Genomic DNA, 24,300 nt, shown 5'->3' on the forward strand with positions numbered 1-24,300 from the left:
GTCACCGTACTGGCCGGGACCGGCGGGCCGCGCGCCGCGTACCCGGGGTCAGAACCGGGCGGTTCATCCGGACGACGGGGAGCGCGGGACCCGGTTACGCAGTTCACAGCTTCTTTTCGCGCCGTTCACCGTGGGCGCGGGCGGGGCGGCGCTCAGCGGGTGCGGTGAGCCTCCAGGTCGGCGCGGGTGAAGAGCGCTCGCAACGCCACGCCGTTACCCGCGAGCGCCTGCGCCCCGCCCTCGGCCCGGTCGATGACGCAGAGTGCGTGCTCCACGCGGGCGCCCAGTTCACGTAGTTGACCGGTGGAGATGACCACCTGACCGCCGGAGGTGACCACGTCCTCGACCACCAGCACCCGCCGACCGGCCACCTCCGCCCCCTCGGCCAGCCGGGCCGTCCCGTACGGCTTGGCGCTCTTGCGGACGAAGGCGCAGGGCAGCCCGGTGTGCCGGCCGAGCGCCGTGACCACCGGAATGCCGCCCATCTCCAACCCGGCCAGCACCTCGGTGTCCGTCGGGACCAGGAGCGCCAGCTGGGCGGCCACCCGGTCCAGCAGACGAGGGTCGGCCTCGAAGCGGTACTTGTCGAAGTATTCGTCGGCGGTCCGCCCGGAACGGAGCACGAACGTGCCGGTCAGCCGGCAGGTGGTGTCGATCTCGCGAGCCAGCGCGGCCGAAATTTCCACATCGGTCATGATGATCATTATCGCGGCGGCGGCTCGGGTTCCGCGTACCCCTTTCGGCGCATGTCGGCGCCGTCGGGCTCCTCCTGCGGACGGTGTCCGAGGGTCGGAGGCTGTGGTGGGATCGGGGCATGCGTCCGCCACCGTGGCTCGGCTCCGGCACCCTGGCCCGCGACGTCGCGCTCGCCGGCGCGTCGCTCGTCGGCGGCCTGGCGCTGTACGCCCTGGGTTGGCAACCGCAGATCCACCGGGACGCGGACCTGCCGACGGCGCTGTTCCTGCCCCCGCTGCTGGCGATGTGCGTGGCCGTCGGCCTGCGCCGGGTCGCCCCCCGCACCAGCCTGGGCACCGGCACCGTGGCACTGGTCGTGGACGTCGTGCTCGGCGGCTCCCTGGGGACGATCCTGATCTACACCCAGGTGCTCTACGACGCCTGCGTGTACGGCCCACCCCGCCTGTGGCGGTGGTTGCTGCGGGTGACCGTCGTGCTGAGCCTGGTGGGTGGGGTCGTCGGCGTCCTCGTCCTCGGCCAGTGGCGGGGGGTCGCCGTGGGGGTGCCGGTGGTGCTCGCCGGGTTGCTGCCGGTCCTGACCGGCGTCAGCGTCCGGCAGTACCGCGACCAGGCCGCCGCCGAGCGGGCGCGGGCCGAGCAGACCGCCCGACTGGTCGAGTTGGACCGCCGGCAGGCGGTCAGCGCCGAGCGCGCCCGGATGGCCCGGGAGCTGCACGACGTCGTCGCCAACCATCTCAGCGCGGTGGCCATCCACGCCACCGCCGTGTTGTCCGTACCCGGGCTGGACCGTGGCCAGGTCGAGTCGGCGTTGCGGGTGATCCGGGAGAGCAGCGTGCAGGGGCTCGCGGAGATGCGTCAGATGATCGAGGTGCTGCGTGAGCCGGGGACCACCGGTGGGGCGGCACCGGTCGGCGACGAACCGACAGTGCCGGAGATGGTCAGCGCGCGGCTGGCCGAGACGGACGGGTTGGTCGAGCGGATCCGGGCCGCCGGCTTGGCGGTGCGGGTCCGCACCGACGGCACGCCGGGGCCGCTGCCGGTGGCCGTGGACCTGGCCGCGTACCGGATCGTGCAGGAGTCGCTGACCAACGCGCTCAAGCACGGCACGGGTGAGGCCGACCTCACGATCGCGTACGGCTCGGCGGAGGTCGTGCTGACGGTGGAGAACCCGGTGCGCCAGAACGGGGTCGGTCTGCCCGGCGCCGGGGCCGGGCTGATCGGGATGCGGGAGCGGACCACACTGCTCGCCGGTCGACTCAGCGCCGGGCCGCAGGACGGTCGCTGGCTGGTCCGGGCCGCCCTGCCCACCGGGGAGGGCGGGTGACCGGGCCGTCGGGAGACGCGGGCGCGGCAACGGTGCGGGTGGTGCTCGCCGACGATCAGCCAGCGGTACGGGCGGGGCTGGCCCTGATCCTGGGTGGCTCACCGGGCATCGAGGTGGTCGGCGAGGCGGCTGACGGCGACGAGGCGGTGCGGTTGTGTCGAAAGTCGCGCCCGGACGTGGCGGTGCTGGACGTCCGCATGCCCCGCCGGGACGGGATCTCCGCGACCCGGGCCATCGTCGCCGACGGGCTCGCCGACGTGCTGGTGCTCACCACCTTCGACCTCGACGAGTACGTCTTCGGCGCGTTGCGTGCCGGCGCGGCCGGGTTCCTGCTGAAGGACACCGACGCCGACGGCCTGGTGACCGCGGTGCGTACGGTGGCGCGCGGCGACGGCTTCATCGCCCCCGCGGTGACCCGCCGGTTGATCACCGCCTTCGCGGCCACCACGCCGGGCGCGTCCGCGGCTACCCGGGCCGCGCTGGGCACCCTCACCCCGCGCGAGCGGGACGTGTTGGCCTGCCTCGGTCTGGGCCTGTCCAACCAGCAGATCGCCGATCGGCTGGTGCTGGCGGAGAGCACCACCAAGACGCATGTGAGCCGGATCCTCGCGAAGCTGGATCTGCGTAGCCGGGTGCAGGCCGCGATCCTGGCGCAGGAGCTGGGGCTGACCGCTCCCCCACCACCCTGAGCCGGTCGACCGCACCGCGCCCGGCACGTCGGTGCGAGGGTGTCGGCCGGGCCGGCCTGCCGACCGGTGCCGACGTGGATGGCCTGCTCACCACGTGTCAGGCTAGGGCGGTGAGTACGCCGGGCGGTGGAGACCTGTCGGCCACGCTGCGCCGGATCGAACGTTCGGCGGGGGCGTTGGCCACCTCCAGCGTGGCCCGGATGGACGACACCCTGCCGTGGTTCCGGACCCTGCCGGCCGACCAGCGCTCCTGGGTGATGCTGGTGGCCCAGGCGGGCGCCCGGTCGCTGGTGCAGTGGCTGCGTGACGGCGGCGGCACGGCGGACAGCACCCAGGAGGTCTCGGACGAGGTCTTCGCCGCCGCCCCGCAGGCGCTGGCCCGGTCGATCACCCTCCAGCAGACCGTGGCGTTGATCAAGGTGACCATCGACGTGGTCGAGGAGCAGGTGTCGCACCTGGCCGCCGAGGGTGAGGAGCAGCAGCTCCGCGAGGCGGTGCTGCGCTTCTCCCGGGAGATCGCGTTCGCCGCCGCCCGGGTGTACGCGCGGGCCGCCGAGTCGCGCGGCGCGTGGGACGCCCGGTTGCAGGCTCTGCTGGTCGACGCGCTGCTGCGCGGTGACTCGCCGGACGTGCTGGCCAGCCGGGCCGCCGCGCTCGGCTGGGCGGACGCGCCGCCGGTGGCGGTGGCGGTCGGTCGGTCGCCCGGCGGCGAGGTCTCCGCGGTGCTGCACGTGGTCTACCGGCAGGCCCGCCGGATCGGCGTGGAGGTCATCGGCGGGGTGCACGGCGACCGGCTGGTGATCGTGCTGGGTGGCGCGCCGGACCCGTTGACGGCGACCGCCAAGTTGTTGAGCGCGTTCGGGGATGGCCCGGTGGTGGTTGGTCCGGCCGTACCGAGCCTGGACGAGGCGACCGAGTCGGCGCGGGCGGCGTTGTCCGGTTTCCGGGCGGCACCGGCATGGCCCAGCGCCCCCCGGCCGGTGCCGGCTGCGGACCTGTTGCCGGAGCGGGCCCTGGCGGGCGACGCCGAGGCCCGTCGGCGGCTGCGGCACGACGTGTACGCGACGCTGGTACGCGCCGGTGGGGAGCTGCTGGCGACCCTGGACGCGTTCCTGGCCGCCGGCGGCACACTGGAGAGCGCCGCGCGGGCGCTGTTCGTCCATCCGAACACGGTGCGTTACCGGTTGCGCCGGATCGCCGAGGTGACCGGCTTCTCGCCGTTGTCACCGCGGGACGCTTTCGCTCTCCAGGTCGCGCTGACAGTGGGTCGGTTGGATCCGGTCGCACCGCTCATCTCTCCTGTCCCAAGTCAGACAATGACCCCGGCCAACCGGAAAACCACCCAAAACGAGGATGATCCCCGCCGATCTTTGTAGGAAACCTCCAAAGGCGCTAGTGCGGTTTGGTCGGAGGCGGCACAGCGTTACCCGCGCGTATCCGGGAGAGTCATAGGCGTGCTCGCCGTACTTAGTCCCGGCCAGGGTTCCCAGAAACCCGGCTTCCTGACCCCCTGGCTCGACCTGACCGGCACCGAGGCGCGTCTGCGCGAGTGGTCGGCGTTGGCCGGGGTCGACCTGATGCACCTGGGCACCACCGCCGACGCCGACGAGATCAAGGACACCGCCCGCACCCAGCCCCTGCTGGTCGCCGCGGCCCTGCTCGCGGGTGAGCACCTGCCGCTGGACGACGTGACGCTCACCGCCGGGCACAGCATCGGCGAGCTGGGCGCTGCCGCCCTGGCCGGCGTGCTGTCGGCCGAGACGGCGATCACCCTCGCTGGCGTCCGCGGCCGGGAGATGGCGGCCGCGTGCGCGCTGGAGCCGACCGGCATGGCCGCGGTGCTCGGTGGCGACCCCGACGAGGTGCTCGCCGCGATCGAGGCGCACGGGCTGTACCCGGGCAACCGCAACGGCGCCGGGCAGATCGTCGCCGCCGGCTCGCTGGAGGGGCTCGACAAACTCGCCGCCGAGCCGCCCGCCCGGGCCCGGATCATCCGGCTCAAGGTGGCCGGAGCGTTCCACACCCCGTACATGGCCCCGGCCGAGACCGCGCTCGCCGCGGTCGCCGCCGAGATCACCCCCGCCGACCCGGTCCGCCTCCTGCTGTCGAACCTCGACGGCACCACTGTCGACAACGGCGCGGACATGGTGCAGCGCCTCGTGCGCCAGGTGACCGCACCGGTGCGCTGGGATCTGTGCATGCGTACGCTGGCTGACCTGGGTGTCACCGGCGTGATCGAGCTACCACCGGCCGGCACCCTCGCCGGGCTGGTCAAACGGGACCTCAAGGGCGACGGAGCCCCGGAGATCGTCACCCTGAACACCCCGGACGACCTGCCGGCCGCACGGGACCTGATCGCCCGCACCGGAGGTCGCTCATGACTGGCAGTCGCATCGTCTCGATGGGGCACTACCAGCCCTCCCGGGTGGTGACCAACGACGACATCGCCCAGCTCGTCGACACCAACGACGAGTGGATCCGCGACCGGGTCGGCATCGTCAGCCGGCGGATCGCCGACAGTGAGACGGTGGCCGACATGGCCGCCGCCGCCGCCGGCAAGGCACTGGCCAACTCGGGCCTGACCGCCGCCGACATCGACCTGGTCGTGGTCGCCACCTGCACCTCCATCGACCGCAGCCCCAACGTGGCCTGCCGGGTCGCCGCCAAGCTGGGCATCACCGCGCCGGGCGCATTCGACGTCAACACCGCGTGCTCGGGCTTCGCGTACGCGTTGGGCACCGTCGACCACGCCATCCGGGCCGGGGCGTCGCGCAACGCGCTCGTCATCGGCGCCGAGAAGCTCTCCGACTTCACCGACTGGACCGACCGCTCCACCTGCATCATCTTCGCGGACGGCGCCGGCGCCGCGGTGGTCAGCGCCACCGCCGACGACGAGCCGGCCGGGATCGGGCCGGTGGTCTGGGGTTCGGTGCCGGAGAAGAGCGACGCGGTCCGCATCGAGGGCTGGCGCCCGTACGTCCAGCAGGAGGGGCAGGCGGTCTTCCGCTGGGCCACCACCGCGATCGCGCCACTCGCGTTGCAGGCCTGCGAGCGGGCCGGGGTCGACCCGTCGGAGCTGGCCGCGTTCGTGCCACACCAGGCCAACGCCCGGATCATCGACGGCATCGCCAAGCGACTCAACATCCCCAACGCGATCATCGCGAAGGACATCGTCGAGTCCGGCAACACCTCCGCCGCGAGCGTGCCGCTGGCCCTGTCCAAGCTGGTCGAGCGCCGGGAGGTGCCCTCGGGCGCACCGGTGCTGCTGTTCGGCTTCGGCGGTGGCCTGACCTACGCCGGTCAGGTCATCCGCTGCCCCTGATGACCCCCTCGGCGCGTACGCGTCCAGGAGCGCGGTCGGCGACGCCGTCCGCCGGAAACCCCGATGAAAGGAACCAACCGTAATGACCCGTGACGAGATCACCACCGGCCTCGCCGAGATCCTCGAAGAGGTTGCCGGGGTGAACCCGGACGACGTGGCCGAGGGGAAGTCCTTCACCGACGACCTCGACGTCGACTCGCTCTCCATGGTGGAGGTCGTGGTCGCCGCCGAGGAGAAGTTCGGCGTCAAGATCCCGGACAACGAGGTGCAGAACCTCAAGACCGTCGGTGACGCCGTCAGCTACATCGCGGCGCAGTCCTGATCATGAGTCGTCCCGACGTCGTCGTCACCGGGCTCGGCGCGACGACCCCGCTTGGCGGGGACGTCGCGTCGACCTGGGACGCCATGCTCGCCGGCCGCTCCGGGGTGAGTGCCCTCACCCAGGAGTGGGCCGCGCAACTGCCGGTCCGGATCGCCGCCCAGCTGGCCGTGGAGCCGTCCGAGGTGCTGGACCGGGTCCGGCTGCGCCGACTGGACCGTTCCGAGGCGATCGCCATCATCGCGGCGCAGCAGGCCTGGGCGGACGCCGGCCTCGCCGGCTCCGACCTCGACGGGGAGCGGCTGGCCGTCAGCGTCGGCTCCGGCATCGGTGGCGCCACCACCCTGCTCGCCCAGGACGACATCCTGGAGGCGTCCGGACCACGGCGGGTCTCCCCGCACACCATCCCGATGCTGATGCCGAACGGTCCGGCCGCCTGGGTCGGGCTGGAGCTGGGCGCCAAGGCCGGCGTGCACTCGGTGGCCAGCGCCTGCGCCACCGGCGCCGAGGCGATCGCCCTCGGGCTGGACATCATCCGCTCCGGTCGTGCCGACGTGGTGGTGGCCGGCGGCACCGAGGCGGTCATCCACCCGCTGCCGATCGCCGGCTTCAGCTCGATGCGGGCCATGTCGACCCGCAACGACGACCCCGAGCGCGCCTCCCGCCCGTGGGACCGGGGCCGGGACGGCTTCGTCCTCGGCGAGGGCGCCGGGATCGTGGTGCTGGAGCGGGCCGAGCACGCGGCAGCCCGGGGCGCCCGGGTGTACGCGCGCCTCGCCGGTGCCGGCATCACCTCCGACGCGTACGACATCGTGCAGCCGCACGCCGAGGGTGAGGGTGCCATCCGGGCCATCGCCAAGGCGATCGCGGACGCGGACGTCGCGAAGCGGGACATCGTGCACGTCAACGCGCACGCCACCTCGACCCCGGTCGGGGACATGCTGGAGATCAGCGGGCTGCACAAGGCGCTCGGCGACCACCCGGTGCTGTCCGCGACGAAGTCGATGACGGGTCACCTGCTCGGTGCGGCCGGAGCGCTGGAGTCGATCGCCACCATCCTGGCGATCCGCGACAGTGTCGTCCCTCCGACGATCAACCTCGACGACCCGGAGCCAGGTCTCACCCTGGATGTCGCCGCGCACAAGGCCCGCCACATGGAGATCCCGGCCGCGTTGAACAACGCGTTCGGCTTCGGCGGCCACAACGTGGCGCTCGTCTTCGCCCGGCCCTGAGATCCCGCAGAAGGGCCCCTCCTCGTCGAGGAGGGGCCCTTCCGTCGTTCAGCCCCGGTTGCGGGGGTGCTGTTTCGCGGTGCGCTCGTTGCCGTGGCGGTAGTTGCCGGTCCAGCGGGCCATCACCAACTGCGGGTCGTCGTCGACCTCGGCGAGGAACTCCGCCGCCCGAGCGCCGCGCAGCGTGCCAGCGACCCGTCCGTGGTGGGTGATCACCACAGTGCCGTCCGCCCGTTGCACGTGCCGGAATCCTTCTGCCGCTCCCATGCCTGGGAGGTTGTCAGGCCGACCGAACCGAAGCGACCCGATTTTCGGCCCGTGGGCGGCGGTCAGCTACTGGCGCAGGTCGTCGCGGGCAGGCCGGGCACGGTCACCGGGGACCTGCCGCCCGGTCGGGCCTTGCCGCCCAGCACGGCGGCCAGCCCGTTCATGGAGGCCCGGCTGGAGGAGTACGTGGCCAGCAGCGTCGGCGACTTCGCGCCGCTGAGCACGTACGGGGTGTCCATCGCGACCGTGACCGCAGCGTCGGCGCGCAGGTCGTTGGCGCCGTCGCCGTAGCCCACCAGGTGCACGATCGTCCCGCCACTGGGCTTGACCTGCACCCCGGCGGCGGTCAACGCGGCGGTGAGCGCCGCCCGGGTGCCGTCGCGGCCACCGGAGGAGGTGACGGTGACCGGTTCGCGTACGGCGCCGCCGCAGGCGCCCCGCAGCACGGTGACGGCGGCGGTGGCCAGCGCGTCGGCCGCCGCGCGGTGCGCCGGGGCGTTGAGCGTGGACATCTGCGCGGCCGGGGTCTCCGCGAGCCGGAACTTCATGGTCAGCACCCGGGTGACCGCCTCGACGAGCCGGGCGCGTGGCAGTGAACCGCCGCGCAGCGCGGCGAGCAGCCCGTCGTACGCCTGGCCGACGTTCGGGGTCATCAGGATGAGGTCGTTGCCGGCGTTCAGCGCACGGACGGCCGCCTCACCGGGAGCCCAGCGCTTCGCGGGCGGCATGTTCATCCCGTCGGTGATCACCACGCCCTTGAAACCGAGCTGACCCCGCAGGACGTCGGTGAGCAGCTTGTGCGAGAACGTCGCCGGGGTCCCCGGGTCGATCGCGCGGGCGTCCAGGTGACCGGACATCACCGCCATCGCTCCGGCGTCCATCCCGGCGGTGAACGGCGGCCACGCGCCGCTCTGCAACGCCTCGGCGGACTGGGTGAGCACCGGCAGGTCCTGGTGGGAGTCGTCGGCGCTGTGGCCGTGCCCCGGGAAGTGCTTCAGGGTGGCCGCGACCCCGGCCGCCTGGAGACCACGGACGGCACCGCCCACCTGCACCGCGGCCTGCTTCGGGTCCGAGCCGTACGACCGGGACCCGATCACGGTGCTGCGGGTGGCCAGCACGTCGGCCACCGGGGCGAAGTCGACGTTGATCCCCATCGCCGCCAGCTCGGCGCCGGCGGCGCGCCAGGCGGCCTCGGTCAGCTTCGGGTCGCCGGCCGCGCCCGCCGCGAGGGCGCTGGGCAGCACGGTGACGCCGTCGGTCACGCGGGTGACGACGCCGTACTCCTGGTCGGTGCCGATCAGGAGCGGCGCGGGGCCGGCGGCGAGCCGACCGGCGGCGGTACGCAGCCCGGTGGTGAGCTCGTGCACCTGCTTCGGGTTGTCGACGTTCGTGGTCTCCTGGTTGCCCTTGGTCGGGTCGTCGGCGCTGAAGCCGACCAGGATCAGGCCACCGAGCCGGTACTTGCTGATCATGTCGGCGGGGGTGTCGACCCCGGCCAGCGCCTGGTTGCCGGCGGCCGACCCGGCCGAGACCCTGGTGGCGGAGTCGCCGTAGGCGTACGGCATCAGCACCTGACCGACCAGGTCCTCGTCGGACAGGGTGGCGACCAGCGCGGCGGCCCGGGCGGCGGGGTCGTCGGCCGGCGGCGCGGCGGGTGTGCTCGGGGCGGCGGATGTGCCGGCCGGGCTGGGTGTCGGCGTGGGGCGCTCGGGGTCGCTTGAGCAGCCGGAGACGAGCAGGGCGGTCAGGGCGGCGACTGCGACGGTGGCGCGCCACGGGCGATTCGACACGCCGCCCATCCCACCAGCTTCCCCCTTATCGGGGCAACTTGACCTTACCGGCCGCACCACCCCGGGGGCGTACGGCCAGCGGACCGACGTCGGGTCAGCCGACCCGGGTGAGCAAGGTCACCGGGGCGCCGTCGCCGGCGTACCGGTAGGGCTCCAGGTCGTCGTCCCAGGCGGTGCCGAGCGCCTTGTCGAGGGCGTGCGCCAGCGCCTCCGGGGCCCGGGAGGCGACCATCAGCGCCCGTAGCCGGTCCTCGCCGAGCTGGATGTCGCCGGCCACGCCGACGGTGGCCCGGAACAGGCCACGGGCCGGCACGTACATGAAGCGTTCACCGTCGACGCCGGCGCTCGGCTCCTCGGTGACCTCGAAACGGATCATGGGCCACTGCCGTAGGGCAGCAGCCAGCTCGGCGCCCGTTCCCGGACGGCCGGTCCACCCGCACTCGGCCCGGCGTGCGCCGGGGTCGACGGGCTGAGCCGTCCACTGCAGGTTGACCGGCGCGGCTAGGACGCGCGCGATCGCCCACTCGACGTGTGAGCACACGGCGAGCGGGGTCGAGTGGACGTATACGACGCCACGCGTTGGCACGGTGACCTCCCGGAGAGCGAGGTGCGTCTTCCCCTACGACCTCGTCCACCCAGGTGGTTCCTGCAACACATGATGACTCCTGTGGCGCATGGTGCGCCAGGGAATCGGAAAAATCGCCGGGTGGAATAGCCGGACGGGTGGTCGCCGTTGCCTCTCAGGACACCGCGACGACCAGCGTGATGTCGTGGTCATGTACAGTTCCACCGGCGGCTTATGCCGCGTTACACCCTCGCGAGCCGAGTCAAGTGCGGCCCGCACACAGCCCCCGGACGTCCAGTCCTCCCGTACGTCTTGCAAGGAGTACCTCCGTGGCGAGCAACACCTCTAAGACCGCGCGCGCGTCCGTCCGGGCCGGCCAGGCTGGCCAGGGTGGCGCCCTCAGCGTGCTGGGCGAGTTCAAGTACCTCATCCCGCTCAACGGCGGCAAGCACGCCTACGTGCGGAACCTGACCAACGGCAAGACCGCGCACCTGCGCACGGACTCCGACGCCTTCGTCGAGGAGATCCGCGTGCTGGCCGCCGCCGGCCACGCCGCCAAGATCCGTGCGGAGATCAACAACCTGGCTGCCACCCACCCGGGTGACGGCTGGGAGGCCACCGAGAAGCGCCTGGTCGCGGCCGGCGTCTTCGAGGGCTGAGCTCTCCCCCACCGCAACACGTAAAGCGCCCGCCGGGAGTCCCGGCGGGCGCTTTCGCGTCGGGGCGGGATCAGCTCGGATCGAGCAGAGCGACCTCGCCGGTGGCCAGGTCGTAGAGGCCACCGACCACGGCCACCCTTCCGGCAGCGATCGGCCCGGCCAGCAGGTCGTCAGCGCGCAGCGTGCCCACCGTTCGCCGGACGTGCCGGCGGATCGCCAGCGGATGCACCGCCGGGTCGTCGATCCCCACCTCGGTCACCGCCGGGGCGATCTCGTCCACCAGATGCGCCAACGACCCCCCGGGACGTTGCCCGCTGCGCAGCGCGTCCACCGCCGCGCCCACCGCACCGCACCGCTCGTGGCCGAGGACCATCACCAGCGGTACGCCGAGCTGGCCGACCACGTACTCGATCGAGCCGCACACCGCGCGGTCGAGGACATGCCCACCGGTACGGATCACGCAGATCGCGCCGAAGGTCTGGTCGAAGATCGCCTCCAGCGGCACCCGGGAGTCGATGCAGCCGAGCACCACCGCGTACGGCTGCTGGTCCCCGGAGGCGGCGGCAGCAGCCGTGACGTCGTGTCCGTGGATCGGCTGGCCGCTGACGAACCGCCGGTTGCCGGCGAGCAGGTCGGCCAGCGCGGCGCGGGGCGTACCCCCGGCCTGCCGCCCCTGCCCCGCCGCCCCGCCCATGGACGCCCCCGACGACCCCATGCCGTTCAGCTTGGTCCCCCGCCGACGGCCACGGGCGCGGTCGGGAATGTTAGCCCCGGCGCGATTGACGTGGTCTGATGGCGGGTAGCCGGTGTTACCGCCGGGTATCCCGGTGCTGGTGATACTGGGTGGCCCTGGGAGGCGGCGATGCCGGAGCGGTTCGAGGTGGGTCTGCCGGACGGCGTGCGGCTCAACGTCGAGGTGACGGGGCCGACGGACGCCCCGGTGACCGCCATCCTGCTGCACGGTTGGACGCTGGACGGGCGCGCCTGGCACCGACAGGTCGACGCGCTCACCGCGGCGCCGCTCGGTGGGGCGGTGCGGGTGGTCACCTACGACGCGCGGGGGCACGGCCGCTCCAGCTGCATGGCGCTGCCCACGGCCACCCTGGCCCAGCTGGGTGATGACCTGGCCGCGGTGATCGACGCGGTGGCGCCGCCCGGGCCGGTGGTCCTGGTCGGGCACTCGATGGGCGGCATGACGATCATGGAGTACGCCCACCGCCACCCCGCGCACTTCGCCGCCCGTACGGCTGGGCTGGTCTTCGTCTCGACCACCGCCGAGGGGCACACGCACACCGTCTACGGGCTTTCGCCGCGGATCGCCCGGTTGATCCGGCTGGCCGAGACGACCGGAGCCGGAGTCCTCGCCCGGTGCGGCTCGTGGCGGGCGCCCCGGGCCCTGCTGAACGCGCTGCAACCGAGCATCCGGTGGATGCTCTTCGGCGACCGCTGCGAGCCCTCCGACATCCGACTGGTGACCTCCGCGGTGGCTCGTGCCTCGCTGCGGTCGATCGGCGGGTTCCGCGCCTCCATCGGCACCCAGCACCGACTGGACACCCTCGCCGCGTTGGCCCATCTGCCGGCCGCCGCCCTGGTCGGCGACCGGGACCGGCTCACCCCACCGCCCTGCGCCGAGTCGATCGCGGCGGCGCTGCCGGCCACCGAGCTGACCGTCTGCCCGGGTGCCGGGCACATGCTCATGATGGAGCGCCCGGACGAGGTCAACGCCGCCCTCACCGGCGTTCTGCGCCGGGTGCTCGCCGAACCGCAGCGCGGGGTGACGCCCGCCGGGACGGGCGTCTGAGCGCGTTCCCGCACCTCGGGCGCGGCGGGCCGGGCCGGGGGCCGTACCCTTCTGCGGTTGGCTTGCGCGGTTTCCGCCGCCTGCCGGCGACCTTCGAAGGAGCGTGCGTTGACCGACCAGACCGGCCTGGAGCAGGAGATCGCCGTCGAGCAACGCCACCTCGACCGGGTGTACGCGCGACTCGCCGAACTGCGGCAGTCGGCGGTCCGCGCCGAGCGCGACGGCTACCGGATGGCCCGGGTGGGCACGCACGGGGCGCTGGTCGAGCGCGACGCGATGGTCTTCCACGCGGCGCAGCGGCGACACACCCTGGACGCCGAGCACGAGGGGCTGGTCTTCGGCCGGCTGGACCTGCGCGACCGTCAGGTGCTGCACGTCGGGCGCCTCGGCATCCGCGACGAGGACGCCCGCACGCTGGTCGTCGACTGGCGGGCACCGGCCGCCGCCGCCTTCTACCAGGCCACCCCGGCCCAGCCGCTGGACGTGGTGCGCCGCCGCACGATCCAGTCCCGCGCCGAGCGGGTCACCCGCATCGAGGACGACCTGCTCGACCCGAACGCCGCCCCGGAGGGGATGACGGTCGTCGGCGACGGCGCGCTGCTGGCCACCCTGTCGAAGGCCACCGGCCGGGGCATGCGGGACATCGTGGCGACCATCCAGCGCGAACAGGACGAGGCGATCCGCTCCCCCGGCTCCGGGGTCACGATCGTCGCGGGCGGCCCCGGCACCGGTAAGACCGCTGTCGCCCTGCACCGGGCCGCCTTCCTGCTCTACTCCGACCGCAGCCGGTACGCGGGCGGCGGCATCCTGGTGGTCGGCCCGTCGTCGGTCTTCGTGGAGTACATCGGCTCGGTGCTGCCGTCGCTGGGCGAGGACACCGCGACACTGCACTCGCTGGGCACCCTCTTCCCGGGCATGAGCGCCACCCGCACCGACCCGCCCGAGGTGGCGGCGGTGAAGGGCTCGCTGCGGATGCGTCGGGTGCTGGAGCGGGCTGCCCGCGACGCGGTGCCGGGCGGCCCGGGTGAGCTGCGGCTGCTCTACCGGGGCACGCTGCTGCGGCTGGACCGGACGGCACTGGACCGGATCCGGGACCGGGCGCTGCAACGGGGCGCCCGCCGCAACGAGGTGCGCCGGGCCGGCTTCGACGGGGTGTTCGCCGCGCTCTGGGCCCAGGCCCGTGAGGTGGGCATTCGACTGCCGGACCAGCGGACCTTCGAGGCGGAAATCGCCGAGCGGTCGGAGTTCCGCGAGTTCCTCAAGGCGTGGTGGCCCCGACTGCACCCTCGACACGTCCTCGGCTGGCTGGCGCAGCCGGACCGGCTGCGCCGGTACGCCGGGGGGATCCTCTCCACGGCGGAGATCCAGCTGCTCAGCGCCGCGTACCGGCACCTGGACTCGACCGGCCTGACCATCGCCGACATCGCGCTGCTGGACGAGTTGGACTCCCTGCTCGGCAAGCCGGCGCAGTCGGCCAAGGCCCGGCGCGACCCGTTCCAGCTGGCTGGCGGCGTACGCGAGTTGAGCACCCTCGGCGAGCGGCAACGGGCCGCCCGAGCGGCGGCCCGCGAGCGCCCGGAGGACTACCGGGACTACGCGCACGTGGTCGTGGACGAGGCGCAGGACGTCTCACCGATGCAGTGGCGGATGGTCGGTCGACGTGGCCGTCTGGCCTCCTGGACGGTGGTCGGCGACCCCGCCCAGACCGCGTGGACCGGCGACCCCGACGAGCTGGACCGGGCCCGGGACCAGGCGCTGGGTCGGCGCAAGCGGCACGATTTCACGCTCACCACCAACTACCGCAACTCCTCGGAGATCTTCGCGGTGGCGGCTGCGGAGATCCGCCGGCTCTACCCTGACCTGCCGCTGCCGACCGCCGTCCGCTCCACCGGGGTCGACCCGGTCGAGCTGGTGGTGCCCCCGACCGGGTTGGAGACCGCGACGGTGGAGGCGGCCGCAGGCCTGCTGGCCGAGGTGGAGGGCACCGTCGGCGTGATCACGCCGGTCCCCCGCCGCGACGAGGTCGCCGGCTGGGTCGCCGCACTCGGCGCGCCGAGGCTCCAGGTGGTCACCAGCCTGGAGGCAAAGGGCATGGAGTACGACGGGGTCGTGCTGGTCGCCCCGAGCGAGATCCGGGCGGATCCGGGTGCCGGGGTGCGCACCCTGTACGTGGCACTCTCCCGGGCCACGCAGCGCCTCACCACCATCGACCCGACGGGCTGATCCGTGCTGGCGAGCCGCCGGCGAGAGTTGCCGCCCCTACACTTGCATACATAGCGATGTGAACATACATTTGACCGGGTCCCGGCTGGCGGCGGAGGGTGGTTCTCGTGGGCGCAGGTCATGACCACCACCACGGGTCCGTCGCCAATGCCGCACACCAGCACCGGGGCCGCCTCTGGGCGGCATTCGGGCTGCTCGCCACCCTGATGGTGGTCGAGGCGGTGGCCGCCCTGCACACCGGCTCGCTCGCCCTGCTCTCCGACGCCGGGCACATGTTCACCGACGTGCTCGGCATCGGGATGGCGCTCGCCGCGATCACCGCGACCCGGCGGGCCACCGGCGACCCGCAGCGCACCTTCGGGCTCTACCGACTCGAGGTGCTCGCCGCGCTGGCCAACGCCGTCCTGCTCTCCGGCGTCGCGATCTACGTGGTGATCGAGTCGATCCGCCGCTTCGGCGACCCGCACGAGGTCATCGCCGGCCCGATGCTCGCGGTGGCCGTGCTCGGCCTGCTCGCCAACATCGCCGCCTTCGCCCTGCTCCGCGCCGGAGCCAAGGAGAGCATCAACCTCCAGGGCGCCTACCTGGAGGTGCTCGGCGACCTGCTCGGCTCGGTCGGCGTGATCGGCGCCGCACTGCTCATCACCGTCACCGACTGGTGGTGGGCCGACCCGCTGGTCGCCGTCGCCATCGGCGTGTTCATCCTCCCGCGCACCTGGCGGCTGGCGCGCGCCGCCGTCCGCATCCTGGTGCAGGCCGCCCCGGAGCACCTCCAGGTGACCGCCGTGCACGACCGGCTGGCCGCGGTCCCCGGTGTGGTCGAGGTGCACGACCTGCACGTCTGGACGCTCACCTCCGGCATGGACGTGGCCTCCGCACACCTGACCATGGCGCCCGGGGCGGAGGTCGGCGCGGTGCTCACCGCCGCGCGTACGGCCCTGCACGACGACTTCCGGATCGAGCACGCGACGTTGCAGATCGAGCCGGGTGCCGCCTCCGGAGCGTGTGGCTCGATCGAGTGGTGACAGCAGTTCCTCGTGACGACGCACGCACCGTCCGTCACATTCGCTGCAGCCGCCCCACCGGCACCGGTAGGCTCGGTCCCGACCTCCACCAGGCGGCGCCCTCCCGGCGCCGGTGGTGGTCGTCGCCTAATCGCCCGCGAGGGCGAACCGGGGAACCACGTACCTGGGGTGCATCCGCGTCAGCGGTAGGGATCTTCCGTCCCGAACCCGTCAGCTAACCCGGTCGGCGGCTGACGGAAGGACATGCACAGTGGCACCAGCACGACCACCCGCCGCCCGACTGGCGGCCCTGATCGTCGCGATGTTCGCCCTCGGCGTCGCGCTCCCGGCCGGCACCGCCTCGGCCGCTCCCCCGACCGGCCTGCGGGCCGCCGCACCCGACTCCGACGAGGAGGGCGGCACCCCCGCGCTGCGAGCCCAACTCGAGGCGGCCAGCAAGGGCTACCTGGACGCGAAGCGCGCCCTGGACGCCTCGGTGCAGCGGCAGCAGCAGCTCACCACCCAGCTGAAGACCATCGAGGTCGAGCTCAACCAACGCAGCGGCAAGGTCGGCGAGATCGCCGGCGTCGCGTACCGCACCGGCCGGCTCAGCGCGGTGTCGGCGCTGCTCAACAGCGACAGCCCGGAAGGCTTCATGGACCGGGCCGCCGCACTGGACGCGGTGGCCGCCAACGAGGACCGGGTGCTGCGCGACCTGCTCAGCAGCAAGGACCAGGCCAACCGCACCCAGGTCGCCCTGAACGGTGAGATCAACGAGCAGCGCAAGCAGGTCGCGGTGATGGCCAAGCGCAAGGAGCAGGCCGAACGGGCCCTGACCGTGGCCACCACCCCCAAGCCGCAGGCCGCCGCCGACACCGGCTCCAACCGGGGCACCTCCGCCGCCAACGCGAAGGCCGCGCCGCGCAACTCCGACGGCTCCTGGCCGTCGGAGACGTGCAGCGTCAACGACCCCACGCCGGCCAACGGCTGCATCACCCCGCGCACCCTGCACGCCCTCAACCAGGCAAAGGCCGCCGGCTTCACCCGGTACGTCTCCTGCCACCGCCCCAGCGGCTCCGGCGAACACCCGAAGGGCCGGGCCTGCGACTTCGCGGCCCAGACGGGCGGCTTCGGCGGGAACGCCACCGGCGGCGACAAGACCTACGGCAACAACCTGGCGGCGTACTTCATCCGCAACGCCGACCGGCTCGCCGTGCTGTACGTGATCTGGTACCGACAGATCTGGCTGCCCAGCAGCGGGTGGAAGTCGTACAGCGGGGCGGGCGGCACCCCGTCCACCGACCACACCAACCACGTGCACCTGTCGGTCTACTGATCCGGCCGTTCCCCGAAGGGCGTGATGCCTGTGAGTCATCAAGATGACTCACAGGCATCACGTTCGTCCGGGCAGCGCTGTCCGACCGGGCTACGTCGCCGGGCGTACCCATGATGTCGTCGCTCGTCGGACGACCCGGCGGCGGTCGGCGGGCAGCATCGCGGTATGCCTCGGATCCCACCCACCGCCCGCAAGGGGCTGCTCACCCTGCACCTGGTCACCTCGCTGGGCTGGCTCGGCGCCGACCTGGTGCTGCTCACCCTCGGCATCGCCGTGCAGCGTGGCGCCGACCCGGCGGTGCTCTACCCGGTCGGCGCGCTGGTCGGCACCGTCCTGTTCGCGCCGCTGAGCGTCCTGGTCTGGCTCATCGGTGTCGCCAGCGCGCTGCTCACCCCCTGGGGCCTGCTGCGCTACCGGTGGGTGGTGGTCAAGCTCGTGCTCACCACGGTGATGGTCGGGCTGGTGCTGTTCCTGCTCACCCCGAATCTGCGGCACGCCGGGGCGTTGGGCGCCGCCCTGCCCGCACGGGATCGCGCCGACCTGGTGATCGCACCCGCGGTGTCGACCAGCCTGATGATCATCGCGACGGTGCTGTCCACGTACAAGCCGTGGGGACGGCGTCGCGCCGCCCAGCCCGCCCTGGCAGGCCACGCCCGCAACCGGTGACCCCGCTGCCGCGCCGTGCTCGGGTCAGGCTGGGGGCGGCGGGTCGCCGGTGCGGTCGAGGGCCGGGCCGAGGCGGGTGGCCAGGGCGAGGTGGGCGGCCCGGGCCTGACGGAACGCGTACCGGAACAGCGGGGTCGGCGCGGTCAGGGTGATCTCGACGTCGATCCGGGTCAGGCCGTCCGGCTCGGGGCGCAGCCGGGTGTGGTTACGCACGGTGGTGGCCGGCCACTGGCGGGCGACCATGACGATCTCGTCGTCCTCGCTGATCAGCACGTCCGCGTGGTAGGTGGTCCGGAAGCGCACTGGGCCGGCCGCCAGCCGGTCGTTGATCGTGTAGCTGGCCTGCGCACCGGGTCGCGGCGGCAGTCGGCGGACCCGGACGATCAACGGGTGCAGCTCACCCTGCCGGGTCAGGTCGCTGAGCACCGCCGCCGCCTCGGCCGGCGAACACCGGGCCTGCACGGTGTAGCTGAAGGTGTCGCTGCTGAGCACACCGTCTCCCGCCGTCGATGGTCGCACGATCGTCCCGTACCGATGTCTGGCTGGCAACGTCCGACGGCCGACCCGGCCCGGCCCGATGACAGGCCGAGTCACCGTTCGGCGCATTAAGGTCGTTTAGTGAGGAATCACCCGACCGTGCTGGAGGGCGGACATCATGAACGGCGACGATCCGGTGAGCGGGCACGTGATGGTCTTCGCGCCCACTCCACAGCTGACGGTGACCGTTGACCAGCCGAACGACCACCCCGAGCTGCACCTGCACCCCGGCGGGCAGGGCGTCTGGCAGGCCCGGATGGTGATGTCGCTCGGTGTCGAGGTGGTGCTCTGCGCCGCCCTCGGCGGCGAGATCGGCCAGGTGCTGGAGCCGCTGCTGGTCAGCGAGGGCGTCGAGCTCAAGGCGGTGGCCCGTGATTCCGGCAGCGGCGGGTACGTGCACGACCGCCGGGACGGCTCCCGGCAGGAGATCGCCGACGTGCCCGGTCAGCCACTGAGCCGACACGAACTCGACGAGCTGTACAACCTGGCCCTCGGCGAGGGCCTTTCGGCTGCGGTGAGCATCCTCAGCGGGCCGAACGAGCCGTGGCTCGTCCCTGCCGACCTGTACCGACGCTTCGCCGCCGACCTCAGCGCCAACGGCGGTCGGGTGGTGGTCGACCTCTCCGGCGATCACCTCGGCTCGGCGCTGGAGGGCGGCGTCTTCTTCCTCAAGGTGAGCCACGAGGAGCTGATTCGCGACGGTCGCGCCCGCAGCGACGACATCGTGGAACTGACCCGGGCCATGTACGAGCTGCACGCGGCCGGCGCCGAGACGGTGGTGGTGAGCCGGGCCGACCAGCCGGCGCTCGCGCTCGTCGACGGGGAGCTGTTCGAGGTCGAGATGCCCCGGTTGGAGGCCGCCGACCCGCGCGGCGCGGGCGACTCGATGACCGCCGGGGTGGCAGCCGTCGTGGCCAGCGGCGGGGACATCCGGACCGCCATCCGGACCGGGGCCGCGGCCGGCGCGCTGAACGTCACCCGGCACGGCCTGGGCACCGGACGACTGGACTCGATCACCGGCCTGGTGGACCGGGTCCGACTGGTGCCGGCGGACAACCGACAGCAGGAGCGGACCACCCCGGACGAGCTGGCCGAGCGGGTGGTCGACCGATGACCCTGCGGGTGCTGATCACGAACGACGACGGGATCGCCGCTCCGGGCATCCAGGCACTGGCCTGGGCTGCCCGGCAGCGGGGCCTGGACGTGGTGGTCGCCGCACCGCTGGAGGAGGCGAGCGGCACCAGCGCCGCGATGAGCGCCATGGAACGGGACGGACGGGTCGTCGTGAACGACCACCCGCTGCCCGACCTGGAGGGCGTGCCGGCATACGGAGTCGGCGGCTCACCCGGCTTCATCACGCTGATCGCCCTGCACGGCGCGTTCGGCCCGCCGCCATCGGTGGTGCTCTCCGGCATCAACCGTGGCGCCAACGCCGGCCGGGCCGTACTGCACTCCGGGACGGTGGGGGCGGCGTTCACCGCCGCCACCAACGGGTGCCGGGCGATGGCGGTCTCCCTCGACGTGCTCTCCGCGGGCGAGGCGACGGCGGCGAGCGGTGGCGCGGCGGTGGACGCGGCCGCCCGGGTACGCGACGCCGAACGGCACTGGAGCACCGCTGCGCGGGTCGCACTGGACCTGCTCCCCCGGTTGACGTCCGCGCCGATGGAGAGCGTGCTCAACGTGAACGCCCCGGACCTGCCGCACGGACGACTGCGCGGGGTGCGGCGAGGCACGCTGGCCAGCTTCGGTCAGGTGCAGATGACGGTGGCCGAATCCGGCCACGGCTTCGTCCGCACGTCGCTGGAGGAGCCGGGGCAGGCCGCGCAGCCGGGCACCGACGTGGCGTTGCTGGCCGCCGGGTACGCCTCGGTGACGGCCATCCGGGCGGTCACCGAAGCAACCGACATCGACCTGACCGGGCTGGACGAGCAGCCGTGACCGGAATGCCCGGTGTGCTCAGGCGCCGGGCAGCACTTCGGGGGTGGCGGCACCGGCGAAGTAGGGCTCCGGGGCGCCGAACAGGCCGAGCAGACCGGTCACCCAGAGCTGTCGGTGCACGAACCGGCTCGGCTGCGTGACCACCAGCTTGACGTCGCTGACCTCGGCCGTCTGGAAGCCGGCGACCATGGCGCTGATGCCGACGGAGTCGATGAAGGTGACCAGCCTCATGTTCAGCTCGATGCGGATCGGGCGGCCCTTGGCCAGCACCTCCGCGATCGCCTCGCGCACCTCGTACGCGGTGTCCACGTCGATCTCGCCCCGCGGGGCGATCTCCACGACACCACCGGACAGAACCGACTTCACGATCGACAGGCTCACGCGAGCACCTCCACCCGCCCGTCCCCCGGGCGCCTCATCAGTACGCGGGCCGCGACCGAGAGTATTCCTCCGACGGCCTCGGTCGCCACCCCTCGGGATGAGTAATTCGCGGATCCGGACCCACAAAGCCGCCCATATCCGTACTTTTCAGTATCTGATTACTCAACACTTTTCGTTATCTGACCCTCGGCGATCAGTCGGGACCGACGCGCCGCGGACAAGGGTAGCCGCCCGGACCCGACAGACCCGCCAACCGGCCCACCACGTACGCCGGCCCCGCGTGCCACCGGCGTGTCGCCGCGAACGCCCGCCCTGATCGGCGCGCGTGGTTGCCGACCCGCCCTAGCATCGGGCCGGGACACCCACCGTGACGGAGAGGACCTTCGATGATCAAGCGACTTGCGGGGCTGGCTGGCGTCGGCGTCTTGCTCGCCCTCGTACTGGCCTGCGGTTTCGGCGGTGGAGGCGACGATGACGACGATGACGACGACTTCGCCCGGGGCGTCGCCGTGACAGTGGTGCGCTGAGTTCCGGCGAGCCAGGGCCGGCCGGGTTTGCGCTCGGGCGGCCCTGGGCACTGCGGGGTAGGCGAACCGTGACGCGCTGAACAGACGCCGAAGTCCGAAGTGGCCGGCGGCTTCGGCACCCGAGGAGGTAACCACGATGTTCGGAACCAACCTGCTGGACCGCCGCAGCAAGCCGGAGCGGATCGCGGACCAGGCCTGGGAACACCTGCTCTCGGCAGTGAGTTCCGCCGGAGACAGTGTGCGGGACACCGCCCGGTCGGCCCGTCGCAACAGCGGCGGCCTTGCCGATGGCGCGGGTGACCTGGTGGGCTCCGCCGCCGAGGAGGCACGTCGGCGTGCCTCGCTGGCCTTCGACGCGCTCGCCGGCCGCCAGCCGGCACTGCCCTGGACGCTACTGATCGGTGCCGCGCTCGTCGGCGCGGCGGTCGGCTGGGCCGTCGGGTCCGCCGCGCGGGCCGCCGGCAGCCACGACGACCGCGCCGTCGACGACGTGGAGTTCGTCGACGTCGACCGCCCCAACTCCCCCGCGGTCTGATCAACCGCTCTCCCCGCACCACCACGGGCCCCACTCGACCAAGGTCGAGCGGGGCCCAAGCCATAACCCCAACCCCTACCGCGTCGATCATGGAGTTGTGGTGGTGGACAAAGGTAGCGAGAAGCAGCACTTCGCCCACCACAAGTCCATGATCGACGCCGACGGGCAGGGGCCGGGGCAGGGCGGGGCAGGGCGGGGCAGGGGCAGAGCAGGGGCCGGTCCGCCGGGTGCCGGACCCCTCAGGCTGCCCGGCGGACCGGTGCTCGGGTGGTGGGGCGCATGGAGGCTGCTGGGTGGGTGCTGTTCCTCTCGGACGGAGCCCCGGGGGACGGGGTCGACCGGACGGAAACGCCGTGGCCCGGGGGACGGGCACAGCGACGGGGACGGGAGAGCTGCCCTGGCTCCACCACCCGACGCGAACGGCTCCCGCAATCGAGGAACGCCATTACCGTAACCGAAGCCGGCTCGCTTTGGAAGCGCTCCCATGGCAGAAATCCGGCCGTCCAGAACAGCCACCGCGGGGCCGTCACCCCTTCCGGGCGAGGATGGTTCACCCGGAGCAGCCGCAGGATCGGACGACGGCGGACCTCCCGGCCGCGACCGCCGCCCGGTCCGCCGACAGAGCACGGGAGGAGGGGCAGATGGCCATCGCGGAGATCAGCCGAACCGACCAGGACATCCAGTCCGCCGTACTCGACGAGCTGACCTGGGAACCGCGGGTGCAGCCGCACGAGATCGGCGTGACCGTCGCCGAGGGCGTCGTCACGTTGACCGGACGGGTGGACAGCTACGCCAAGAAGTGGGCCGCCGAACGATCCGCACACCGGGTCGCCCGGGTCCGGGCGGTCGCCAACGACGTGGCCGTGCAACTGGACAGCGGGTCCGAGCGCGCCGATCCCGACCTGGCCGCCGCCGCCAGCCACGCGCTGGAATGGGACGCCTTCGTGCCCATCGAGAAGCTCCAGGTCACCGTCTCGGCAGGCTGGGTGACGCTGCACGGCGACGTCGAGTGGGAGTACCAGCGCCGGGCCTCCGAACGGGCGGTCAGCCGGCTGACCGGCGTACGCGGGGTGAGCAACGGCATCACCGTCAGACCGGCCGCCCCACCCGACGGCCGGGATCTGGCCGAGCGGATCGTCGACGCCCTCGCCCGGGCTGGCGCGACCGAGGCCGAACGGATCAGCGTCCGGGTGCACGGCGACACGGCGGTGCTCGCCGGTCTTGTGCACTCGATGCCCGAGCGGGCCGAGGTGGAGCAGGTGGCCTGGTCCGCGCCGGGCATCCGCGAGGTGCAGAACCACATCGCGGTCGCCCCGGTGCTGCGCTGAACGGACGCGGGCGCCCGCTCGGCGGGCGCTGAGCGGACGTGGAACCACCCGGGGTGGGTGAGTCCGTCTCACCCGTCCCGGGAGCAGGCTGGGGGCATGAGTGATCCGAACGGGCTGATCCAGCCGGGCCGTCCCGCGCCCGGTTTCACCCTGCCGGCCACCCCGGACGGGGGCCTCGTCGGCCCTGAGCAGTTCCGTGGCCGGCCGGTCGTGCTCGCCTTCTACCCCGCTGACTGGAGCCCGGTCTGCGGTGACCAGATGTCCCTCTACCAGTCGGCGGCGCCTGTCTTCGCCCAGTACCGGGCAGCGGTGCTCGGCATCTCGGTGGACAGCATCTGGTCGCACCGGGCGTTCGCCGAGAGCCGGGGCATCGAGTTCCCGCTGCTGGCCGACTTCGAGCCCAAGGGCGAGGTGGCCCGCCGCTACGGCGCGTACATGTCGAACGGCGAGGCGGCCCGCGCGCTCGTGGTGCTGGACCCGGCGGGAAAGGTGACCTGGAGCTACCTCTCCCCACCCGACGTCAACCCGGGCGCGGACGGCATCTTCGACGCGCTGGACCAACTCGCCGCCGATCGGAAGGTGATGGCCGGATGACCACGCCACTTCAGGTCACCGCCCGGCTTCGGGACCCGGTGACGACCGATGACCACATCCGGGGCCCGGCCGACGCGTCGGTGACCATCGTCGAGTACGGCGACTTCCAGTGTCAGTTCTGCGGTGCCGCGTACCCGAACCTGCACGAGTTGCTGCGGCAGCGGGCCGACACCGTGCGGTTGGTCTACCGGTACTTCCCGATCGCCAACATGCACCCGTACGCGGAACGCGCCGCCGAGACGGCCGAGGCCGCCGGGGTCCGGGGCCGGTTCTGGGAGATGCATGACTGGCTCTACGAGCACCAGGACCAACTCGACCCGGTGCACCTCTCGCTCGGTGTCGAGCAGGTCGGGTTGCCGCCGGACGAGTTGAACGCCGAGGTGGAGGGCCGCAATCACGCTGACCGGGTGCGCCGGGACTTCGTCGGCGGCATCCGCAGCGGGGTGAACGGCACCCCCACCCTGTTCGTCAACGGCGTTCGGCACGACGGTGGTTACGACCTGCCCGACCTGCTGGCGGCCGTGGACGCCGCCGGCAACGCCTGACCGCCGACCCGCTGACAACCAC

The 24,300-nt window shown here is 72.8% G+C and carries 26 protein-coding genes, 1 pseudogene and 1 riboswitch; of the genes and pseudogenes, 20 read left to right on the plus strand and 7 right to left on the minus strand.

Going from position 1 to position 24,300, the window contains the following annotated elements; genetic code table 11:
• Nucleotides 1-152: 152 nt before the first annotated feature.
• Nucleotides 153-695, minus strand: coding sequence for an orotate phosphoribosyltransferase (locus tag HNR22_RS11740; protein WP_179780398.1), 543 nt, complete (start codon nt 693-695; stop codon nt 153-155).
• 119 nt (nt 696-814) lie between these two features.
• Between HNR22_RS11740 and HNR22_RS11745 the strand changes: the two genes are divergently transcribed.
• The 7 genes and pseudogenes from HNR22_RS11745 to fabF all read left to right on the plus strand — a co-directional run bounded on the left by HNR22_RS11745 (nt 815) and on the right by fabF (nt 7,582).
• Complete coding sequence (locus HNR22_RS11745; RefSeq protein ID WP_179780399.1) at nt 815-2,020, plus strand: sensor histidine kinase; 1,206 nt, start codon at nt 815-817, stop codon at nt 2,018-2,020.
• A complete protein-coding gene (locus HNR22_RS11750; protein ID WP_179780400.1) occupies nt 2,017-2,709 on the plus strand; it encodes a response regulator in 693 nt (230 codons plus the stop codon). The genes HNR22_RS11745 and HNR22_RS11750 overlap by 4 nt, the downstream gene beginning before the upstream one ends.
• Before the next feature lie 74 nt (nt 2,710-2,783).
• Complete coding sequence (locus tag HNR22_RS11755; protein ID WP_343059792.1) at nt 2,784-4,085, plus strand: PucR family transcriptional regulator; 1,302 nt, start codon at nt 2,784-2,786, stop codon at nt 4,083-4,085.
• A 78-nt stretch (nt 4,086-4,163) separates the two neighbouring features.
• Nucleotides 4,164-5,081, plus strand: a pseudogene (locus tag HNR22_RS11760) (ACP S-malonyltransferase); the annotation flags it as partial.
• A gap of 5 nt (nt 5,082-5,086) precedes the next feature.
• On the plus strand, nt 5,087-6,031 hold the full coding sequence (locus HNR22_RS11765; RefSeq protein WP_179780403.1) for a beta-ketoacyl-ACP synthase III: 945 nt from the start codon (nt 5,087-5,089) through the stop codon (nt 6,029-6,031).
• Nucleotides 6,032-6,113: 82 nt separating this feature from the next.
• Nucleotides 6,114-6,353: an acyl carrier protein gene (locus tag HNR22_RS11770; protein ID WP_030330276.1), complete on the plus strand. Its 240-nt coding sequence runs from the start codon at nt 6,114-6,116 to the stop codon at nt 6,351-6,353.
• Between the two features lie 2 nt (nt 6,354-6,355).
• Entirely contained in the window at nt 6,356-7,582 is a 1,227-nt protein-coding gene (gene fabF, locus HNR22_RS11775; protein ID WP_179780404.1) for a beta-ketoacyl-ACP synthase II, read from the plus strand.
• A gap of 48 nt (nt 7,583-7,630) precedes the next feature.
• Here the strand turns inward: fabF and HNR22_RS11780 are convergent, their stop codons facing one another.
• From HNR22_RS11780 to HNR22_RS11790, 3 genes are all read right to left on the minus strand, one after another.
• Nucleotides 7,631-7,849, minus strand: coding sequence for a hypothetical protein (locus tag HNR22_RS11780; protein ID WP_030488757.1), 219 nt, complete (start codon nt 7,847-7,849; stop codon nt 7,631-7,633).
• Nucleotides 7,850-7,911: 62 nt separating this feature from the next.
• Entirely contained in the window at nt 7,912-9,648 is a 1,737-nt protein-coding gene (locus HNR22_RS11785; RefSeq protein WP_179780405.1) for a glycoside hydrolase family 3 protein, read from the minus strand.
• A gap of 85 nt (nt 9,649-9,733) precedes the next feature.
• On the minus strand, nt 9,734-10,225 hold the full coding sequence (locus HNR22_RS11790; RefSeq protein WP_179780406.1) for a DUF3145 family protein: 492 nt from the start codon (nt 10,223-10,225) through the stop codon (nt 9,734-9,736).
• A gap of 308 nt (nt 10,226-10,533) precedes the next feature.
• On the opposite strand from HNR22_RS11790, the gene HNR22_RS11795 reads away from it, so the two are divergent.
• On the plus strand, nt 10,534-10,863 hold the full coding sequence (locus HNR22_RS11795) for a hypothetical protein (protein ID WP_030330285.1): 330 nt from the start codon (nt 10,534-10,536) through the stop codon (nt 10,861-10,863).
• A 70-nt stretch (nt 10,864-10,933) separates the two neighbouring features.
• On the opposite strand, the gene HNR22_RS11800 is transcribed toward HNR22_RS11795, so the two are convergent.
• Nucleotides 10,934-11,578 carry a carbonic anhydrase gene (locus tag HNR22_RS11800; RefSeq protein ID WP_425488051.1) on the minus strand — a complete coding sequence of 215 codons (645 nt, stop codon included), beginning with the start codon at nt 11,576-11,578 and terminating at the stop codon, nt 10,934-10,936.
• A 147-nt stretch (nt 11,579-11,725) separates the two neighbouring features.
• Between HNR22_RS11800 and HNR22_RS11805 the strand changes: the two genes are divergently transcribed.
• From HNR22_RS11805 to HNR22_RS11825, 5 genes are all read left to right on the plus strand, one after another.
• Nucleotides 11,726-12,664, plus strand: a complete 939-nt coding sequence (locus HNR22_RS11805; protein WP_179780407.1) for an alpha/beta fold hydrolase — start codon at nt 11,726-11,728, stop codon at nt 12,662-12,664.
• Between the two features lie 108 nt (nt 12,665-12,772).
• Nucleotides 12,773-14,887 (plus strand): HelD family protein, encoded by a 2,115-nt coding sequence (locus HNR22_RS11810; RefSeq protein WP_179780408.1) that lies wholly within the window; start codon nt 12,773-12,775, stop codon nt 14,885-14,887.
• Nucleotides 14,888-14,994: 107 nt separating this feature from the next.
• Entirely contained in the window at nt 14,995-15,912 is a 918-nt protein-coding gene (locus HNR22_RS11815; RefSeq protein WP_179780409.1) for a cation diffusion facilitator family transporter, read from the plus strand.
• Between the two features lie 113 nt (nt 15,913-16,025).
• A riboswitch (cyclic di-AMP (ydaO/yuaA leader) is annotated at nt 16,026-16,157 on the plus strand.
• A gap of 5 nt (nt 16,158-16,162) precedes the next feature.
• Complete coding sequence (locus HNR22_RS11820) at nt 16,163-17,227, plus strand: coiled-coil domain-containing protein (protein WP_425488052.1); 1,065 nt, start codon at nt 16,163-16,165, stop codon at nt 17,225-17,227.
• 165 nt (nt 17,228-17,392) lie between these two features.
• Complete coding sequence (locus tag HNR22_RS11825) at nt 17,393-17,893, plus strand: hypothetical protein (RefSeq protein ID WP_179780410.1); 501 nt, start codon at nt 17,393-17,395, stop codon at nt 17,891-17,893.
• A gap of 24 nt (nt 17,894-17,917) precedes the next feature.
• Here HNR22_RS11825 and HNR22_RS11830 read toward each other — a convergent pair whose 3' ends face one another.
• Nucleotides 17,918-18,412, minus strand: coding sequence for an SRPBCC family protein (locus tag HNR22_RS11830; protein WP_343059793.1), 495 nt, complete (start codon nt 18,410-18,412; stop codon nt 17,918-17,920).
• A gap of 136 nt (nt 18,413-18,548) precedes the next feature.
• On the opposite strand from HNR22_RS11830, the gene HNR22_RS11835 reads away from it, so the two are divergent.
• Together HNR22_RS11835 and surE are read left to right on the plus strand one after the other, a co-directional pair.
• Nucleotides 18,549-19,544, plus strand: a complete 996-nt coding sequence (locus HNR22_RS11835; RefSeq protein ID WP_246380800.1) for a PfkB family carbohydrate kinase — start codon at nt 18,549-18,551, stop codon at nt 19,542-19,544.
• Nucleotides 19,541-20,368, plus strand: coding sequence for a 5'/3'-nucleotidase SurE (gene surE, locus HNR22_RS11840; RefSeq protein WP_099856335.1), 828 nt, complete (start codon nt 19,541-19,543; stop codon nt 20,366-20,368). Before HNR22_RS11835 ends, surE begins: the two co-directional genes overlap by 4 nt.
• A gap of 18 nt (nt 20,369-20,386) precedes the next feature.
• On the opposite strand, the gene HNR22_RS11845 is transcribed toward surE, so the two are convergent.
• Entirely contained in the window at nt 20,387-20,749 is a 363-nt protein-coding gene (locus HNR22_RS11845) for an anti-sigma factor antagonist (RefSeq protein ID WP_179780411.1), read from the minus strand.
• Nucleotides 20,750-21,135: 386 nt separating this feature from the next.
• On the opposite strand from HNR22_RS11845, the gene HNR22_RS11850 reads away from it, so the two are divergent.
• From HNR22_RS11850 to HNR22_RS11870, 5 genes are all read left to right on the plus strand, one after another.
• The gene (locus HNR22_RS11850; RefSeq protein ID WP_157744063.1) at nt 21,136-21,276 is read left to right on the plus strand and encodes a hypothetical protein; all 141 of its coding nucleotides are present in this window, start codon (nt 21,136-21,138) and stop codon (nt 21,274-21,276) included.
• Nucleotides 21,277-21,412: 136 nt separating this feature from the next.
• A complete protein-coding gene (locus tag HNR22_RS11855) occupies nt 21,413-21,811 on the plus strand; it encodes a hypothetical protein (protein WP_179780412.1) in 399 nt (132 codons plus the stop codon).
• A 641-nt stretch (nt 21,812-22,452) separates the two neighbouring features.
• On the plus strand, nt 22,453-23,139 hold the full coding sequence (locus HNR22_RS11860; protein WP_179780413.1) for a BON domain-containing protein: 687 nt from the start codon (nt 22,453-22,455) through the stop codon (nt 23,137-23,139).
• Nucleotides 23,140-23,235: 96 nt separating this feature from the next.
• Complete coding sequence (locus HNR22_RS11865; RefSeq protein ID WP_179780414.1) at nt 23,236-23,733, plus strand: redoxin domain-containing protein; 498 nt, start codon at nt 23,236-23,238, stop codon at nt 23,731-23,733.
• Nucleotides 23,730-24,278: a DsbA family protein gene (locus HNR22_RS11870; RefSeq protein ID WP_179780415.1), complete on the plus strand. Its 549-nt coding sequence runs from the start codon at nt 23,730-23,732 to the stop codon at nt 24,276-24,278. The genes HNR22_RS11865 and HNR22_RS11870 overlap by 4 nt, the downstream gene beginning before the upstream one ends.
• Nucleotides 24,279-24,300: the final 22 nt, after the last annotated feature.

It is taken from the genome of Micromonospora jinlongensis (assembly GCF_013410645.1).
Classification (GTDB): Bacteria; Actinomycetota; Actinomycetes; order Mycobacteriales; family Micromonosporaceae; genus Micromonospora; species Micromonospora zamorensis.

What these genes read in the sequence shown, in the direction of transcription:
- HNR22_RS11740 (WP_179780398.1), bottom strand. Translation starts at nt 695, where the DNA reads ATGACCGATGTGGAAATTTCGGCCGCGCTGGCTCGCGAGATCGACACC.
- surE (WP_099856335.1), top strand. Translation starts at nt 19,541, where the DNA reads ATGACCCTGCGGGTGCTGATCACGAACGACGACGGGATCGCCGCTCCG.
- HNR22_RS11860 (WP_179780413.1), top strand. Translation starts at nt 22,453, where the DNA reads ATGGCCATCGCGGAGATCAGCCGAACCGACCAGGACATCCAGTCCGCC.
- HNR22_RS11770 (WP_030330276.1), top strand. Translation starts at nt 6,114, where the DNA reads ATGACCCGTGACGAGATCACCACCGGCCTCGCCGAGATCCTCGAAGAG.
- HNR22_RS11780 (WP_030488757.1), bottom strand. Translation starts at nt 7,849, where the DNA reads ATGGGAGCGGCAGAAGGATTCCGGCACGTGCAACGGGCGGACGGCACT.
- HNR22_RS11745 (WP_179780399.1), top strand. Translation starts at nt 815, where the DNA reads ATGCGTCCGCCACCGTGGCTCGGCTCCGGCACCCTGGCCCGCGACGTC.
- HNR22_RS11870 (WP_179780415.1), top strand. Translation starts at nt 23,730, where the DNA reads ATGACCACGCCACTTCAGGTCACCGCCCGGCTTCGGGACCCGGTGACG.
- fabF (WP_179780404.1), top strand. Translation starts at nt 6,356, where the DNA reads ATGAGTCGTCCCGACGTCGTCGTCACCGGGCTCGGCGCGACGACCCCG.
- HNR22_RS11805 (WP_179780407.1), top strand. Translation starts at nt 11,726, where the DNA reads ATGCCGGAGCGGTTCGAGGTGGGTCTGCCGGACGGCGTGCGGCTCAAC.
- HNR22_RS11865 (WP_179780414.1), top strand. Translation starts at nt 23,236, where the DNA reads ATGAGTGATCCGAACGGGCTGATCCAGCCGGGCCGTCCCGCGCCCGGT.
- HNR22_RS11835 (WP_246380800.1), top strand. Translation starts at nt 18,549, where the DNA reads ATGAACGGCGACGATCCGGTGAGCGGGCACGTGATGGTCTTCGCGCCC.
- HNR22_RS11825 (WP_179780410.1), top strand. Translation starts at nt 17,393, where the DNA reads ATGCCTCGGATCCCACCCACCGCCCGCAAGGGGCTGCTCACCCTGCAC.
- HNR22_RS11800 (WP_425488051.1), bottom strand. Translation starts at nt 11,578, where the DNA reads ATGGGGTCGTCGGGGGCGTCCATGGGCGGGGCGGCGGGGCAGGGGCGG.
- HNR22_RS11855 (WP_179780412.1), top strand. Translation starts at nt 21,413, where the DNA reads ATGTTCGGAACCAACCTGCTGGACCGCCGCAGCAAGCCGGAGCGGATC.
- HNR22_RS11850 (WP_157744063.1), top strand. Translation starts at nt 21,136, where the DNA reads ATGATCAAGCGACTTGCGGGGCTGGCTGGCGTCGGCGTCTTGCTCGCC.
- HNR22_RS11765 (WP_179780403.1), top strand. Translation starts at nt 5,087, where the DNA reads ATGACTGGCAGTCGCATCGTCTCGATGGGGCACTACCAGCCCTCCCGG.
- HNR22_RS11785 (WP_179780405.1), bottom strand. Translation starts at nt 9,648, where the DNA reads ATGGGCGGCGTGTCGAATCGCCCGTGGCGCGCCACCGTCGCAGTCGCC.